This window comes from Burkholderia territorii, from assembly GCF_902833055.1.
In the GTDB taxonomy this organism is placed as follows: Bacteria; Pseudomonadota; Gammaproteobacteria; order Burkholderiales; family Burkholderiaceae; genus Burkholderia; species Burkholderia territorii.
In genome coordinates, this window is the sequence record NZ_CADFEJ010000003.1 from 145,154 (window position 1) to 159,944 (window position 14,791).

The 14,791-nt window shown below is 64.3% G+C and carries 12 protein-coding genes; 11 read left to right on the forward strand and 1 reads right to left on the reverse strand.

The features are described from left to right. The first annotated feature begins 76 nt into the window (after positions 1-76). Genes HW466_RS07955 through HW466_RS07965 form a run of 3 tightly spaced genes read left to right on the forward strand, consistent with a single transcriptional unit; the run spans position 77 to position 6,539 of the window. Positions 77-2,809 carry a type VI secretion system Vgr family protein gene (locus HW466_RS07955; RefSeq protein WP_151004740.1) on the forward strand — a complete coding sequence of 911 codons (2,733 nt, stop codon included), beginning with the start codon at positions 77-79 and terminating at the stop codon, positions 2,807-2,809. 36 nt (positions 2,810-2,845) lie between these two features. Continuing rightward, a complete protein-coding gene (locus HW466_RS07960) occupies positions 2,846-4,876 on the forward strand; it encodes a phospholipase D-like domain-containing protein (RefSeq protein WP_151004738.1) in 2,031 nt (676 codons plus the stop codon). A gap of 43 nt (positions 4,877-4,919) precedes the next feature. After that, on the forward strand, positions 4,920-6,539 hold the full coding sequence (locus HW466_RS07965; RefSeq protein ID WP_239005793.1) for an SEL1-like repeat protein: 1,620 nt from the start codon (positions 4,920-4,922) through the stop codon (positions 6,537-6,539). Between the two features lie 185 nt (positions 6,540-6,724). Here the strand turns inward: HW466_RS07965 and HW466_RS07970 are convergent, their stop codons facing one another. Further along, the gene (locus HW466_RS07970) at positions 6,725-7,639 is read right to left on the reverse strand and encodes a LysR family transcriptional regulator (RefSeq protein WP_151004733.1); all 915 of its coding nucleotides are present in this window, start codon (positions 7,637-7,639) and stop codon (positions 6,725-6,727) included. Positions 7,640-7,763: 124 nt separating this feature from the next. On the opposite strand from HW466_RS07970, the gene HW466_RS07975 reads away from it, so the two are divergent. The 8 genes from HW466_RS07975 (at position 7,764) to HW466_RS08010 (ending at position 14,781) form a co-directional block, all read left to right on the forward strand. Continuing rightward, positions 7,764-9,020: a YbfB/YjiJ family MFS transporter gene (locus tag HW466_RS07975; protein WP_174905448.1), complete on the forward strand. Its 1,257-nt coding sequence runs from the start codon at positions 7,764-7,766 to the stop codon at positions 9,018-9,020. A gap of 122 nt (positions 9,021-9,142) precedes the next feature. Continuing rightward, positions 9,143-9,679: an NUDIX domain-containing protein gene (locus HW466_RS07980; protein WP_059448260.1), complete on the forward strand. Its 537-nt coding sequence runs from the start codon at positions 9,143-9,145 to the stop codon at positions 9,677-9,679. A 139-nt stretch (positions 9,680-9,818) separates the two neighbouring features. Beyond that, positions 9,819-10,256: an acyl-CoA thioesterase gene (locus HW466_RS07985; RefSeq protein ID WP_044846106.1), complete on the forward strand. Its 438-nt coding sequence runs from the start codon at positions 9,819-9,821 to the stop codon at positions 10,254-10,256. 12 nt (positions 10,257-10,268) lie between these two features. Then, entirely contained in the window at positions 10,269-11,204 is a 936-nt protein-coding gene (locus HW466_RS07990) for a branched-chain amino acid ABC transporter permease (RefSeq protein ID WP_174905447.1), read from the forward strand. Beyond that, complete coding sequence (locus HW466_RS07995) at positions 11,197-12,423, forward strand: branched-chain amino acid ABC transporter permease (RefSeq protein WP_174905446.1); 1,227 nt, start codon at positions 11,197-11,199, stop codon at positions 12,421-12,423. Before HW466_RS07990 ends, HW466_RS07995 begins: the two co-directional genes overlap by 8 nt. Then, positions 12,420-13,169 carry an ABC transporter ATP-binding protein gene (locus tag HW466_RS08000; protein WP_174905445.1) on the forward strand — a complete coding sequence of 250 codons (750 nt, stop codon included), beginning with the start codon at positions 12,420-12,422 and terminating at the stop codon, positions 13,167-13,169. Before HW466_RS07995 ends, HW466_RS08000 begins: the two co-directional genes overlap by 4 nt. Further along, positions 13,166-13,870 (forward strand): ABC transporter ATP-binding protein, encoded by a 705-nt coding sequence (locus HW466_RS08005; protein ID WP_174905444.1) that lies wholly within the window; start codon positions 13,166-13,168, stop codon positions 13,868-13,870. The genes HW466_RS08000 and HW466_RS08005 overlap by 4 nt, the downstream gene beginning before the upstream one ends. A 164-nt stretch (positions 13,871-14,034) precedes the next feature. Further along, the gene (locus tag HW466_RS08010) at positions 14,035-14,781 is read left to right on the forward strand and encodes a glucose 1-dehydrogenase (RefSeq protein WP_059448265.1); all 747 of its coding nucleotides are present in this window, start codon (positions 14,035-14,037) and stop codon (positions 14,779-14,781) included. The last annotated feature ends 10 nt before the right edge of the window (positions 14,782-14,791 follow it).

Here is a 14,791-nt window from a genome sequence, read left to right on the forward strand (position 1 = left end):
GACTGTAGAATCGCGCGAGAGAGCCCATGTCAAATTAATGACAATAAGTAGGGAAATTGTAATAAAAGGGGTGGGGATGGACGCGCAAGACATCGTGAGGGCGATTCAAGGGGGCGTGATTCAGCAAGATCGTTTGCTGAAACTCGACACGCCGTTGGGGGGCGACGTGCTCTTGCCGCAGCGTGTTGCGGGATGGTCACGCATCGGTCGGCATTTTGATTTCACGCTGGATGTGTTGTCGGCGCGTAGCGATCTGAAGCTGAAGAAGCTGATTGGGCAGTCGATCACCCTATGGCTTCGGCAGGCAAACCGCTCCTACCTTCCTCGGCATGGTTACGTTTATTCGGTCCGGCGACTCGGCACCGAAGGTGGGTTGACCAGTTATCAGATTCGCTTTGCATCGTGGATGCATTTTTTGAAGTTCCGTCGCGACCAGCGCATTTGGCAGGACAAGTCCGTCGATGAAATTCTGAGCGACGTATTCAACGCCCACCCGCAGGCCAAAGGCCAATTCAAGTTCGCGCTCTCAAAACCTCTACCCTCGAGATCATATTGCACTCAGTACGAGGACGACTGGAACTTCGTACATCGATTGATGGAAGTGGAAGGGCTATTCGGCATCTGGACGCAGGCCGACGACGGTAAGTCGCATTCGCTGACCGTAACCGACCAGCTTGATGCTGGCGAGCCACTCGCTCCGCATACTGTCGCGTTTTCCCGTTATGGCTTAAACAATGAAGTGAATGCGCTGGTTTATTGGTCGGGCGTCAGAACTTTGCATAGCGCCGTGTTGACGACGCGTACATTCGATTACAAGAATCCGTCGTCTCTCGCCAATCCGAAAGGTGTCAGTTTGCCAACGGTATCGGAAGAGTTGCCCGAACAGTTGGAGATATATGAATACACGGGTCCTTATTCATATCTCGAGCAGGACCGTGGCGATCATCTTGCCAAGGTCCGCATGGAAGAATGGGAGTCGCGAGCGAAGCGATATTACGGTATTGGCGGGTTGCGCGGGATCGACGCTGGGCGTTGGTTCGAACTTTCCGGCCACCCCGAGCATGACAAGGATTCGGCTGAGCGGCGCCAGTTCTCGGTAATCGAAACCGCATGGTTGATCGAGAACAATATTCCCGGGGCGAGTCAAGACGCGGACTTTCCGCACAGCCTTAAGGGTGTGTTGAGCAAAGCTGCGGACGATGGTGACGCGTCGGGCACATTCGTCGTGACACATGAGGATGGATCCAAAGGCTACTTCCGGATTGAAGTCGAGGCGCAGCGTAAGTCAGTACCTTTTCGCTGTCCGCTCGAACATCATCGGCCGATCATGCAAATGCAGACCGCGACAGTGGTCGGCCCGCAAGGTCAGGAGGTCTTTACAGATCGATTGGGCCGGGTCAAGGTGCAGTTTCACTGGGACCGGATCGGCCAGCGTAATGAGCGCAGTTCGTGCTGGATACGGATTGCACAGCCTTGGTCGAGTGCTGGCTTTGGCGGTATCCAGTTGCCGAGAGTCGGAGATGAGGTTGTCGTGCAATTTTTTGACAGCGACCCAGATCGCCCGGTGATCACGGCCCGCGTGGGAAATGGCTCTAACCGGCCGCAGTGGAACCTGCCGGATCAGCATGCATTGTCTGGCTTCGTCAGCAAGGAAATTGGCGGCGAGCAGAATAATGTCTGGTTGAAGGACGACACGAAGGGGCAGGTACAAACCCAAATTCGCAGTGATCACCTCGAATCCGGTTTGCATATGGGTTACCTTACACGTGTGAGCGAGCCTGCGGGGCGGGGCGAGAAGCGCGGTGAGGGCGCAGAATTGCGCACCGACGGACATGCCGCGATGCGAGGCGCGCGCGGGTTGCTGTTATCGACTCACGCCCGCTCGGGTGCCAGCGGCGATGCGTTCAACGTCGACGAGGTAAATCTTCAACTAGCGAACGCCCAGGATACGACTGCCAGCCTTGCCCAGTTGGCGCACTCGGCCGGAGCGCAAGATGGCGAGCAGAAGACTGTGGCCAACTTGCTGAAGGCGCAGGCAAAGGCCATTCAAGGTGGCGGTACGCTCAAGCAGTTCGAGCAGCCGCATCTTGTTCTGGCCAGCTCGGCGGGCATTGCGGCCAGCTCCGATCAGCAGATTCATTTAAGCAGCTCAAAGACGACGGCAATCACGGCTGGTGAGCACATGTCGGTGAGTACGGGCGGTGGTTTTTTTGCCAGTGCACGCCGGGCGCTCCGTCTGTTTGCCTATGAAGCAGGCATGCGTTTGGTCGCTGCGGCGGGTGATATCGACGTGAAAGCGTTGAAGGACAGCATCAACCTGCTTGCGAAGCTGAACGTGACCGTTACGGCCACCAAGATCACGATCAGCGCGCAGCAGGAGGTGGAGATCAATGGTGGTGGTAGTTATACGCGATGGTCGGCAGACAAGATCAAGTTTGGCACGTCTGGCGGCTTCGAGGTGCACTCGGCAAGCCAGACGTTCGTCGGGCCAGACAGCGTGAGAACGCCGACTATCCCGGCGCTGCCACCGGAGAACGGGCAATTGCATTTTGCGTTGGGAGCATTGCCGGGCGAGGCGCACCAGTACGTGAGCGAGCCTTATGAGCTGTACCGAGGGGGAGCGAAGATTGACGAAGGTGTTACGGATCAGTTTGGCCGTATCGTCGTCAAGGACCATCAGGCCGGCACACCGGCCTATCAGGTCAGGCTCGCCAATGGCGGACAGTTCGATCTGAAAGTGAAGGACGCGCTTCAGAGCGATCCGGATCATGTCGAGCAACGCACGAACCGCGGCGAACGGCTGATCTGACAAACGTGCCGGCGCGCTAAAAACAAGGAAAAGAATATGGCGAAGCTTCCTCTCGAGTCTCATAACGCTATGGATGTGGCCATCGACGAAGCCGGGCGAATAGCCAAAGGTACCGTTCAATGGTTGCTTGAAACAGATGTAGACCCCGACGTGTTGCCAACTACTGGCAACAAGCTGGAATTCTTCGTCTGCGGCGAAGAGGGATTTCGGGCAATTGCTGCGGACATTATGGCGGCGAAGTCCACGGTCGATATTTGCTGCTGGGGATTCGACCCCGGCATGGAGCTTGTCCGGGGGGATGGTGCGGCATGTTGGATCGGTGATCCTCAAGTCGACACGACTTTTGTACCCGGAACCTGGCCGCGCGGCATGGTTTACGGCGCGCTACTCGAAGAGATCACACAACGCACGAATAACCCGGTTACCGTCAGGTTATTGATCTGGTTCGACCCACGTGCGTCGCGCAAGCAAAACAGCATGCCTGGATTTACAGATGTTGCAGTGTCGGGTTGGACCAGTCCTGTTCAAAAAAAGCTACAACAGGTGCCTCCGTATAAAAATGCGAAGCGAACCCAGTATTGTATCGACTGGTGGAATCGCAACTTGCCTGAGGGCGAGAGCAAGCGCAGTGGCATCCTGACGAAGAATCAGCGGCTGCAGATCGTGTTGCGAAGTATTGCGAGCGCAGACGTCGACGCACTGATTGCCGCTCCGTTGAAGGAGGAAGATTCTCCAAGTACTCATAGCGAGTCGGTCGATTACTATCTCGTCAATGAAAAGAACTTGCTTGAGGACTATCCAACACATCATCAGAAGCCGATCCTGATCGACTACAACTACGACGAGGGTAGCAAGGCCGTGGGCTATGTCATGGGTCTGAATTCGGTTACCGATTATTGGGATAGAACTGATCACGCAATTGACGATCCGTTAAGAGAGGAGTGGGTTGGGTCGTACGTCAACGATGAACTGAAGCATGAACAGGAAACCCAGGACCCGAATGGAGCGCTCAGTACAGCGGCATACAGGCATACCAATCCATATCAGGACTACGGATGCCGGGTGGTCGGAAAAACGTTGAAGCGAGTGCATCAAAATTTCGAGCGCGGCTGGAACTTGTTTGCTCCTCCTCAATGGAAGACGACGGAACTGGCGACGCTACCTTCGAAGATTCCGAGTTTGCCGGATGACCCCGCGGAGCGGGCGCAGATCGTGCGTACCCAGCCGCATGAGCGGGAGAAGACGATCAAGAGGGTCTACTTCCAGGCGACCAGCTTTGCTCGCAACTATATCTACATGGAAAATCAATACTTCTTTTATCCGGAGTTTGCGCGGCACGTGAAAGAGGAGAGGCAGAAATTTCATGATGCGTGGAGCAAATTGGCAAACAAGCCACAACCGGACGCGCCCATACTGCACATGTTTGTCGTCACGCCGCATCCGCAGGATCCGGGTATGATTCCGCGAACCTATGACACGCTGGCGGAACTGGGACATGCGGATGCCATGAAGGGCCAGGGTGATCTGGTGAGAGCCGGCAAGACGGCGCAAGGCTATAAGAATGCAAAAGGGGAAAATACATTCCACCCACAAAGCCTGAAAGAACTTCAGGATACGATGGGACTCAAGGTCAGCATCGCTCGCTTGCGGACCAGCGGCATAGTAAATAATCAGATGGCCTACCGCGAAATTTACATTCATTCGAAGCTGATGCTTATCGATGATGTTTTCGTCACGGTGGGTAGTGCGAACCTGAATCAGCGCAGTATGTCCGTTGACAGCGAAATCAACATCGCGGCGACGGGGAATGAATGCACTTCCAAGTTGCGCGCGCGGGTGTTTTCATTGCTTTCCGGAGGAGCCACTTCGGGTAGTGGCGACCGAGATCGGATTCCGGTGGTTTTTGATATTTGGGAGGGGCGAATGAAAGACAATCGCGATATCCAAAAAGCCGGTACCGAGAATTTGCAAGGATTCATTTTACCATTCATCGATCGCCGTGCTGAGACGGTGTTGCATGCTCAGATTGATGTGCCGTCATCAACCAACGCTTCCACGACTGCGTGATCGAGGCCATTTGATGTCGATAATAGCTGCTCTCCGAATTGCTATGACTGTCGTCGTGTGTCTGTTTGCTATCGGTGCACAGGCAGATACTTCAACTTCATCGAAAATCAAGTCAATTGCTGCCATGTCAGATCTTCCGCGCTACGAAAAACTGCCGTTGTTCGATCCGCATCGAAAGAGCTTCAAATGTACTTATCAATCACAGCATGTGCCACCAATGGATCCGCAGGCGGAGTTATGGTTTCAGCAAGCGCTTGCGCTCGATGACCCCGACCTGTACTACCAGAAGCGAGACTACGCAAAGATCTATCAGTTGTACGTCCAGGCGGCTGAACGCGGGCATTGGAAAGCTATGCTCAATATTGCCACGCTGATTCGAAGTAACAATCCCGGCGTGCCTGAGCACGATCCTGAGGTTGCGATTGAATGGATCGAAAGGGCGATGAAGCTGGGTGTGCCGGATGCCTACGATATGATGGGGGTCTATCACCAGAATGGCTTGATCAAGGGAGGCGACGCAACCACTGCCTTTGCCTTCTTCCAGCGTGCGGCAGATATGGGCAGTCCGTCGGCGATGGCATTTCTCGGAGAAAAACTCGACGCAACGTATGACGATTCAGACGGGGAGTTTTGGGGAAATTTGCCGGTTGCTACCCAGATGCTTGAATGCGCTGTTGCGCAAGGTTACGGCGATGCGGCCGAAGAGTTGTCTTTTGTTTATGCACGTCCAAGGACAGCAGACGCAAAGCGACGCGCTCTGATGATGCTTCAAGACGGGGTAAAGCTTGGAAGCGCGAAATGTGCAACGAAGCTGTCTATTGAATTTGACGGATTCAATCTGACGAATGGTCGAAATCTGCCAGGTAGCATCGACAAAGCGCGCGCTGATAGATATCGCGTACTAAAGGACGCGTTGGAGCGTTACCAGGGGCGTATGAAGCTCCCAAATCTTGATAAAGTCTTGCCGCTGCCGCCTGCATCTCTTCCCAAGTGGGACGGCAATGCGAAAACGTTGCTCGATGCTGCGAAGGCCGTTACACCATCACCCAAGTCGCAAAAGACCGCAGCGCTTGATGGTCGAGCATTTGTTCCGGACGGATATGCCGTTGCTCGATTGGAAGATGGTAATGGGCTGACCGCCACCGGCGACCAAAGGGTACCAAGAACAGGTTACTGGCTAGCGCTGTACGGTTCGTCGGTCGACTCCGGCGCATCGTTGGCGGCGCGCGCTGGATATCCGGAGCGTTTCGAGGCTGGAGAGCAATTCGAACTTGCGTCTCATGACTGGTTGTCGCCGGATCGCGTGCTTTGGCATTACCTTGGCGAGGCCTTTCAGTTGCCGCCGCAACGGGCCGACTTCATCGCTCATCTGGTCGAAGCTGGAATGATACGGGAAATTCCCGGTCAGCCGTCGCGAGTGCGATGCGCCGGAGAACGGCCGTGCCCGGAAACCGGCATATGGGAAGGCCGGATAGCCGAGGCTCATCCCATGGCAAGCCTCTATAACCGTTGGGATCAGCAAGCCTTCATCGAGCAGGGAAGTCCTTTTCCTGCTCCGAGCGACCGCTTCATCGACATTGCGATGGAAGAGGTCCAATGGACGTATCTGGGTAACGCGAACGACGAAACCGGAATACCAGGCGTCCGCGCGATCAGTGCGTAATTGCAGGAGCGCAGCGGCGCCGTGCCGCTCCAGCAGCGGTGAGATGACGGGCGCGTGGCGAGTAGCGAGCAGTGGGACGGTTACGTGCTGAGCCTGATCATCGTCGCAGCACCGTTTGCCTAGCTCCGGGCAAACGCAGTAGCTGCGGATTCAAGCAGTCGGCACTGCAACCAATACCGCCCGCTTCAAACCGACGTCGCCATGCTCGGCTTCACCACATCGCCCGATTCCCGCGCGGCATCTCCCAGCGCATCGCGCAGCGCCGCGAGCGCCGCCGACGCGTAACCGTGCCGCCACGCAAGCAGCGTGTCGATTCCTTCGAGTTCCGCGATCGTGTGCGCGGTGACGTTGCCGGTCTCGGGCTGAAGCTCGAGCACCGAGCGCGGCGCGACCGCGATGCCCGCGCCGGCCGCGACGCACGCGACGATCGCGTGATACGAACCCAGTTCGAGCACGCGTGCCGGCCGCATTCCGTGTGCCGCATACCATCGTTCGACGTATTTCCGGTACGTGCAGCCGCGCTCGAACGCAATCAGCGTCGGCAGGATCACGTCGCGCGGCGTGCGCACCGGCGGATGGCCGCGCGGCGTCAGCAGCACCAGGTCCTCGCGGAAGACCGGCACCGTCTCGAACGTGTCGGGCAGCGTGTCCGGTTCCGGCGGCCGAGCGAACAGCGCCGCGTCGACCTCGAAGTCGCGCACCTTGTCGATCAGCCAGCCGGTCGTGCCGGTCACGAGTTCCAGCGACACGTCGGGCCATGCATGGTGATAGCGCGCGAGCACGGTCGGCAGCCGGCTCGCGGCCGTGCTTTCCATCGTGCCGAGCCGCAGCCGCCCGCGCGGCGTGTCCTCGCGCACCGCGTGGCGCGCCTCGTCGGCAAGCTCGAGCAGCCGTTCCGCGTACGGCAGCAGCGTGTGGCCGGCCGGCGTCAGCACGAGCCGGCGGCCGTCGCGCACGAACAGCGCCGCACCGAGCTCCTCCTCGAGCTGCTTGATGCGCGTCGTCACGTTCGACTGCACGCGATTGAGCTTCGCCGCCGCGCGCGTCACGCCGTTCTCGCGCACGACGGCCCGGAAAATCGCCAGCGCCGCCAGATCCATGATTCTCTCCGTGCGATGGTTGGATTCTCAATTATTCATTTTTCGAGAATGGTTGGTCAAGCTACGATACGAGCAATCCGACTCCCGTTCCGGCCGTTGCGCAACCTGCGCGGCCCATGCCGCCATGTCCCGTTCCGATGCTCCGAGTGCCGCCGGCGTACACCTGTCCGATGACGCCGACCGCCGCGCCCGCACGGCCGCGCTTGCCTGCATGATCGGGCTGGCCGTCGCGCTCGGCGTCGGCCGTTTCGCGTTCACGCCGCTGTTGCCGCTGATGCTCACCGACGGCTCGATCGGCCTGAAGGCGGGCAGCTGGCTCGCGTCGGCGAACTACGCGGGCTATTTCGTCGGCGCGGTCAGCTGCGCGGCAGTGCGCGTCGCGCCCGCGCGGATGGTGCGCTTCGGGCTTGCCGCCACCGTGCTGCTGACCGCCGCGATGGGCATCGGCCACCTGCTGCCGGTGTGGCTCGCGGTGCGCTTCGTCGCGGGCGTCGTCAGCGCATGGACGTTCGTGTTCGTGTCGCAATGGGGGCTGCGGCGGCTCGCCGAGCTGCACGCGCCCGAGTGGAGCGGGGTGATCTACGCGGGGCCCGGGGTCGGCATCGTGCTCACGGGCCTGATCGGCAGCGCACTGGCCGGCCATCGCGCGGCGCCCGGCTGGCTGGGCTTCGCGGCGTTGTCGGCGGTGCTGTCGGTCGCGATCTGGCGCACCTTCGGCGGTGGGCCCGTGCCGGCGGCGGCAGGCGCAACGTCGGCGGCGCCAGTCCGACCCGCGGCGACGGATGCGGCGCCGCACGACGCGCGGCGCCGTCGCGCGGACGCCGCATGGCTCGTCGTCCTGTACGGGATGCCCGGCTTCGGCTACATCATCACCGCGACGTTCCTGCCGGTCATCGCGCGCGCCGCGCTGCCGGCCGGCTCGCCGTGGCCGGACCTGTTCTGGCCGATGTTCGGCGCGGCGCTGATCGTCGGCGCGATCGCGGCCGCGCGGCTGCCTGCCCGCTGGGACAACCGGCTGCTGCTCGCCGCCGGTTGCGCGACGCAGGCGCTCGGGATCGCGGCGGGAATCGTGTGGCCGAATGCGGCCGGCTTCTCGATCGGCAGCGTGTTGCTCGGGCTGCCGTTCACCGCGATCACGCTGTTCGCGATGCGCGAGGCGCGGCGGCTGCACGGCGAGCGCGCGGCCGGGCTGATGGGTTACGCGACCGCGTCGTACGGGGTCGGGCAGATTCTCGGCCCGCTCGTCGCGGCGCCGCTCGCCGCGCGCTTCGGGTCGTTCTCGCCGGCGTTGTGGGTCGCGGCGAGTGCGTTGCTCGTCGGTGCGGCCGGCTTCGCGGCGACGGCCGCGCGCGGGCGTGCCCGACCCGGCACGCAACCCTGACATCGTCGGGGCCGGATCGTCAGCGACGCGGGCAAACTCGCTAGAATGAAGCCTTTCCCGCGCCGAGCGGGCGTGCGACGCGGCTTGCCGGCCGCCGTCGGCGCTTGCCAGATCTTCCATCGATGACCATCGCCGACTACCGCTTTTGCCCGCGCTGCGCGCGCCCGCTGACCGAGCGCGCCGATCCCGAACATGAGGGCGGCCGCGTTCGTCAGGCGTGCCCGGACGACGCGTGCGGCTACGTTCACTGGAACAACCCGCTGCCGGTGGTGGCCGCGATCGTCGAGCTCGACGGCAAGATCCTGCTCGCGCGCAATGCGGCCTGGCCGGAAGGGATGTTCGCGCTGATCACCGGATTCCTCGAGAACGGCGAGACGCCCGAGGACGGCATCGCGCGCGAGGTGTTCGAGGAAACCGGGCTGAAGGCCGAGCAGGTCGCGCTGGTCGGCGTCTATGAATTCATCCGCAAGAACGAGTTGATCATCGCGTATCACGTGCGCGCGTCGGGCACCGTCGCGCTGTCGCCCGAGCTGCTCGAATACCGGCTCGTCGAGCCGCCGATGCTGCGCCCGTGGCGCGCCGGCACCGGTTACGCGCTGGCCGACTGGATGCGCGCGCGCGGCCTCGATTTCGAATTCGTCGATCGAGCGGGGCAGTGACGGGCCGCGCCGCTTCCGGCATGTCGTCCGCCGCGCGTGGCACGGTCGCGGCGCGACATTCCGCCATTCACCGGCGCGCCGTCAGGCACGGCCACCGCGCGCCGTCCGCTTCGCCTTCTTCATCCTGAACGCCATCGCCATGTCCGACAAGCCGCAGCCGCGCCCGCGCGACGCCTATCGCCACTTCCTGCCGATCACGACCCGCTGGATGGACAACGATGTCTACGGGCACGTGAACAACGTCGTCTACTACAGCTACTTCGACACCGTCGTGAACGAATACCTGATCCGCGCGGGCGTGCTCGACGTCGAGCACGGGCAGACGATCGGGCTCGTGGTCGAGACGCAGTGCAACTATTTCGCTCCGCTCGTGTTTCCGCAGTCGGTCGATGCGGGGCTGCGCGTCGCGAAGCTCGGCACGTCGAGCGTGCGCTACGAGATCGGGCTGTTCGCGGCAGGCGAAGCCGCGCCGGCCGCGCAAGGGCATTTCGTGCACGTGTACGTCGATCGCGGCACGCGGCGTCCGGTGCCGCTGCCCGACGCGCTGCGCGCGGCGCTCGAACCGCTCGCCGGCTGACGGGCGCGGGCGGTGCACGCGATCGCCATCCAGGCGTTCAACGGCCTCAGCTACGGGTTGCTGCTGTTCATGCTGTCGGCCGGTCTCACGCTGATATTCAGCGTGCAGGGCGTGCTCAACTTCGCGCATGCGAGCTTCTACATGCTCGGCGCATACATTGGGTACAGCATCGCGGCCCGCGCGGGTTTCTGGCCCGCGCTCGCACTCGCGCCGGTCGCGGTCGGCCTGCTCGGCGCCGGCTGCGAGCGTTGGCTGCTGCGCCGCGTACAGCCGCACGGGCACACGAGCGAACTGCTGCTGACCTTCGGGCTCGCGTACCTGATCGGCGAGGGCGCGAAACTCCTGTGGGGCCTCGCGCCGCTGCCGGCCCCGGTGCCGCCGCTGTTCGACGGCGCGCCCGTGAGCGTGTTCGGCCTCGCGCTGCCGCGCTACCGGCTCTTCATGATGGCGATGTCCACGGCGATGCTGGTCGCGCTGGGTGCGCTGCTGCGGGCATCGCGCATCGGGCTCGTCGTGCGCGCCGCGCTCACGCACCGCGCCGCCGTCGAGGCGCTCGGCTACAACGTGCCGCGCATGATGACGGCGCTGTTCGGCGCGGGTACCGCGCTCGCGGCGCTGGCCGGCGTGATCGGCGCGCCGCTTGCGGTGATCGAACCGGCGCTGGCCGAGACCGTCGGGTCGGTGGTGTTTGCGGTCGTCGTGATCGGCGGGCTCGGCTCGCTCGGCGGCGCATTCGTCGCGTCGCTCGCGGTCGGCTTCGCGCAGACCTTCGCGGCATCCAGCGATACGTCGCTGCGCGACCTCGCGCAATGGTCGGGTATCGCGCTGCCTGACAGCGTCGCTGCCGTGTCGGTCGCGCAACTCGCACCGCTGGTCCCGTACCTGCTGCTCGTCGCGGTACTGGTCGCCCGTCCGCGCGGACTGTTCGGCGAGCGAGTCGATGGCTAGCCGCGCAAGAGCCGGCGTGTTGCGCTGGATGCTGTTCGCCGCGTGCGTCGCGCTGCCCGCGTGGCTGTGGCCGCACGGCGCGGTGCTCGGTTATCTCGCGCAGACGGCCGCGCTCGTCGTGCTCGCGCTGTCGTACAACCTGCAGCTCGGCACGACCGGGCTGCTGTCGTTCGGTCATGCCGCGTTCGCCGGCCTCGGCGCCTTCGCCGCCGCGCACTGGTTCAATCATGTCGGCGGCCCGCTGCCGCTGTTGCCGCTCGTCGGCGGGGCGGCCGGCGCGGGCTTCGGGTTCGTCGCCGGCCTGCTCGCGACACGCCGCGCGGGCACCGTGTTCGCGATGATCACGCTCGGCCTCGGCGAATGCGTCGCCGCCGCGGCGTGGAGCGTGCCCGCGTGGTTCGGCGGCCTCGGCGGCGTACCGATCGACCGTGCGAGCGGCACGCCGTTGGGCAGCTGGCATTTCGGCGCGCAAACGCAGGCCTACGCCGTGATCGCCGCATGGTGCATCGTCTCGGCGGCCGCGATGCATGCGCTGACGCGCACGCCGCTCGCGCGACTCGCGAACGCGGTGCGCGACAACCCCGCGCGCGTTGCCGCGCTCGGCACCGAGCCGCGCCGCGTGCGGCTCGCGATGGTGACCTGCGCGTCGTTCTTTGCCGGCATTGCCGGGACGCTGACGCTGATCGACGTCGAGATCGCGACGCCCGACAGCGTATCGATGGCGCGTTCCGCGACCGTGCTCATCGCCGCGGTGATCGGCGGCACCGGCACGTTCTTCGGGCCGGCGGCAGGCGCGGTGGTGCTGACCGCGCTGAGCATCGGCGTCGCGGGCGTGTCGCGCGCGTGGGCGCTGTATCTCGGCGTGCTGTTCGTCGCGGTCGTCGTCGCCGCGCCGCGCGGGATCGCGGGCATCGCGCAGACGCTCGCGCACGCGTTGCGCGGCGACGCGCCGTCCGCCGAGCGCTGGCGCGTGCTGTGCGGCGCCGGCGCATGTGCGTTCTGGGCCGTCGCGATCGTCTGCGCGGCCGAGCTCGGATATGCATGGCGCTTCGCGCAGGACGACGGCACGGGCCTCGCATTCGGTGCGTGGGCCATCGACGCCGATGCGCCGGCGGGCTGGGCCGTCGCATGCTCGGCGGCCGGGATCGGCACGTTGCTGTGGCGCTGGCGCGCGCGATTCCCGCGCCACGGGCACGGCCAGCCGGAGGACGAGCGATGAGCGGCAGCGCGATCGCGCTGCACGGAATCGTGCAGCGCTTCGGTGTGCAGACGGTGCTCGACGGTATCGAGCTGAGCGTCGCGGCCGGCGAGCGTCACGCGCTGATCGGCCCGAACGGCGCGGGCAAGTCGACGCTGTTCGGCGTGATTGCCGGCGCGACGCGGCCGACGCGCGGGCGCGTCGTGTTGCACGGCGTCGAGCTGCGCGGGCGCGGGCCGGTCGTCGCGAGCCGGCTCGGCATCGGCCGCAGTTTCCAGCAGACGAGCGCGTTCGCGCGGCTGAGCGTGTTCGACAACCTGCGCTGCGCGGCGCTGCATGCGCCGGCCGAGCGGCGGCGCTGGTGGAACCGGCTGCGTGAATCCGCGTCGGTCGATCGCGCGGCGGCGCGCGTGCTGAGCGACATCGGTCTCGATGCGCGGCGCGACGCGATGGCCGCCGAACTCGGTTATGCGGAACAGCGCGCGCTCGATCTCGGCATCGCGCTCGCGAGCGGCGCACGCACGCTGCTGCTCGACGAACCGACGGCCGGCATGAACCGCGACCAGGCGGCGCGGATGATCGAGCTGATCAGCGCGACGACGCAGGGTCGCACGGTGCTGATGATCGAGCACGACATGGATGCGGTGTTCGGCTTCGCCGAGCGCATCACGGTGCTGGTGCGCGGCGCGGTGGTCGCGACCGGCGCGCCCGACGCGATCCGTGCGGACCCGGCCGTGCGCGCCGCCTATCTCGGCGACGTTGCATGAGCGCGCTGCTCGACATTCGCGGCCTGCGCGCGTGGTACGGGATGCAACCCGTGCTCGACGGCGTCGATCTCGCACTCGCACCGGGCGAGACGCTCGCGTTGCTCGGCCGCAACGGCTCGGGCCGCTCGACGCTCGCGAAGGCCGTGACGGGGCTCGTACGCACCGCGGGGTCGGTGCGTATCGCCGGTGCCGAATGCGCGGGCGCGCCTACGTTCGAGATCGCCCGACGCGGCGTCGCTTACGTCGCCGAAAGCCGCGATGTGTTTCCGCTGCTGAGCGTGCGCGACAACCTGCGGCTCGGGCTGCGCGGCGTGCGCGGCGCGGCCGAACGGGCGGCGCTCGACCGGCTGCTCGCGCGCTTTCCGATGCTGGCCGCGCGGGCGGACGTGAAGGCCGGGCTGCTGTCGGGCGGCGAGCAGCAGGTGCTCGCACTGGTGCGCGCGCTGGCCGGCCGTCCGCGCTTGCTGATCGTCGACGAACCGGCCGAAGGGCTCGCGCCGCTCGCGGTCGACGAAGTCGGTGCCTATCTCGCCGCGCTGCAGGCCGACGGCGTTGCGATCCTGCTGATCGAGCAGCGGCTGCAGCTCGCGCCGCGGCTCGCGCGGCGCGTCGCGGTGATGGGGCGCGGTCGAATCGTCCACGACGGCCCGCTCGGCGGGCTCGGTCCCGATGTCGTCAATGCATGGCTGAGTGCGGGCTGATCGCCCGTGCGCCGATTGTTCGGAAAACTCCGCCAGTCAATTCGCGTCGAGCCGCTTTATCGCGGTCGCGCGAACCGCCAAGATTGCCAGCAAGGCCGGTGTGCGCCGCGACAGGCGAGACCGGCACCCATCCATCGAAGGTCATCCGACTGAGGAATGAAATCATGAGCAAGCTGGCAGGCAAGGTAGCGATCGTCACGGGCGGGTCCAAGGGCATCGGCGCCGCGATCGCAAGGGCGCTGGCCGCCGAAGGCGCGTCGGTCGTGGTCAACTACGCGAGCAGCAAGGCAGGCGCCGACGCGGTCGTGAACGCGATCGTCGAGGCAGGCGGCCGCGCGGTCGCGGTCGGCGGCGACGTGTCGAAGGCAGCGGACGCCCAGCGCATCGTCGACACCGCGATCGACACCTATGGCCGTCTCGACGTGCTGGTCAACAATTCCGGCGTGTACGAATTCGCGCCGATCGAGGCGATTACCGAAGAGCACTACCGCCGGCAGTTCGACACGAACGTGTTCGGCGTGCTGCTGACGACGCAGGCTGCCGTCAAGCATCTCGGCGAAGGCGCGAGCATCATCAACATCAGCTCGGTGGTGACGAGCATCACGCCGCCCGCAAGCGCCGTGTACAGCGGCACCAAGGGCGCCGTCGACGCGATCACCGGCGTGCTCGCGCTGGAGCTCGGCCCGCGCAAGATCCGCGTGAATGCGATCAACCCGGGGATGATCGTGACCGAAGGCACGCACAGCGCCGGCATCATCGGTTCGGATCTCGAGAAGCAGGTGCGCAGCGAGACGCCGCTCGGCCGACTCGGCGAGCCGGACGACATCGCGTCGGTCGCCGTGTTCCTCGCGTCGGACGATTCGCGCTGGCTGACCGGCGAGCGTCTCGTCGCGAGCGGCGGGCTGCACTGATCGCACGCGC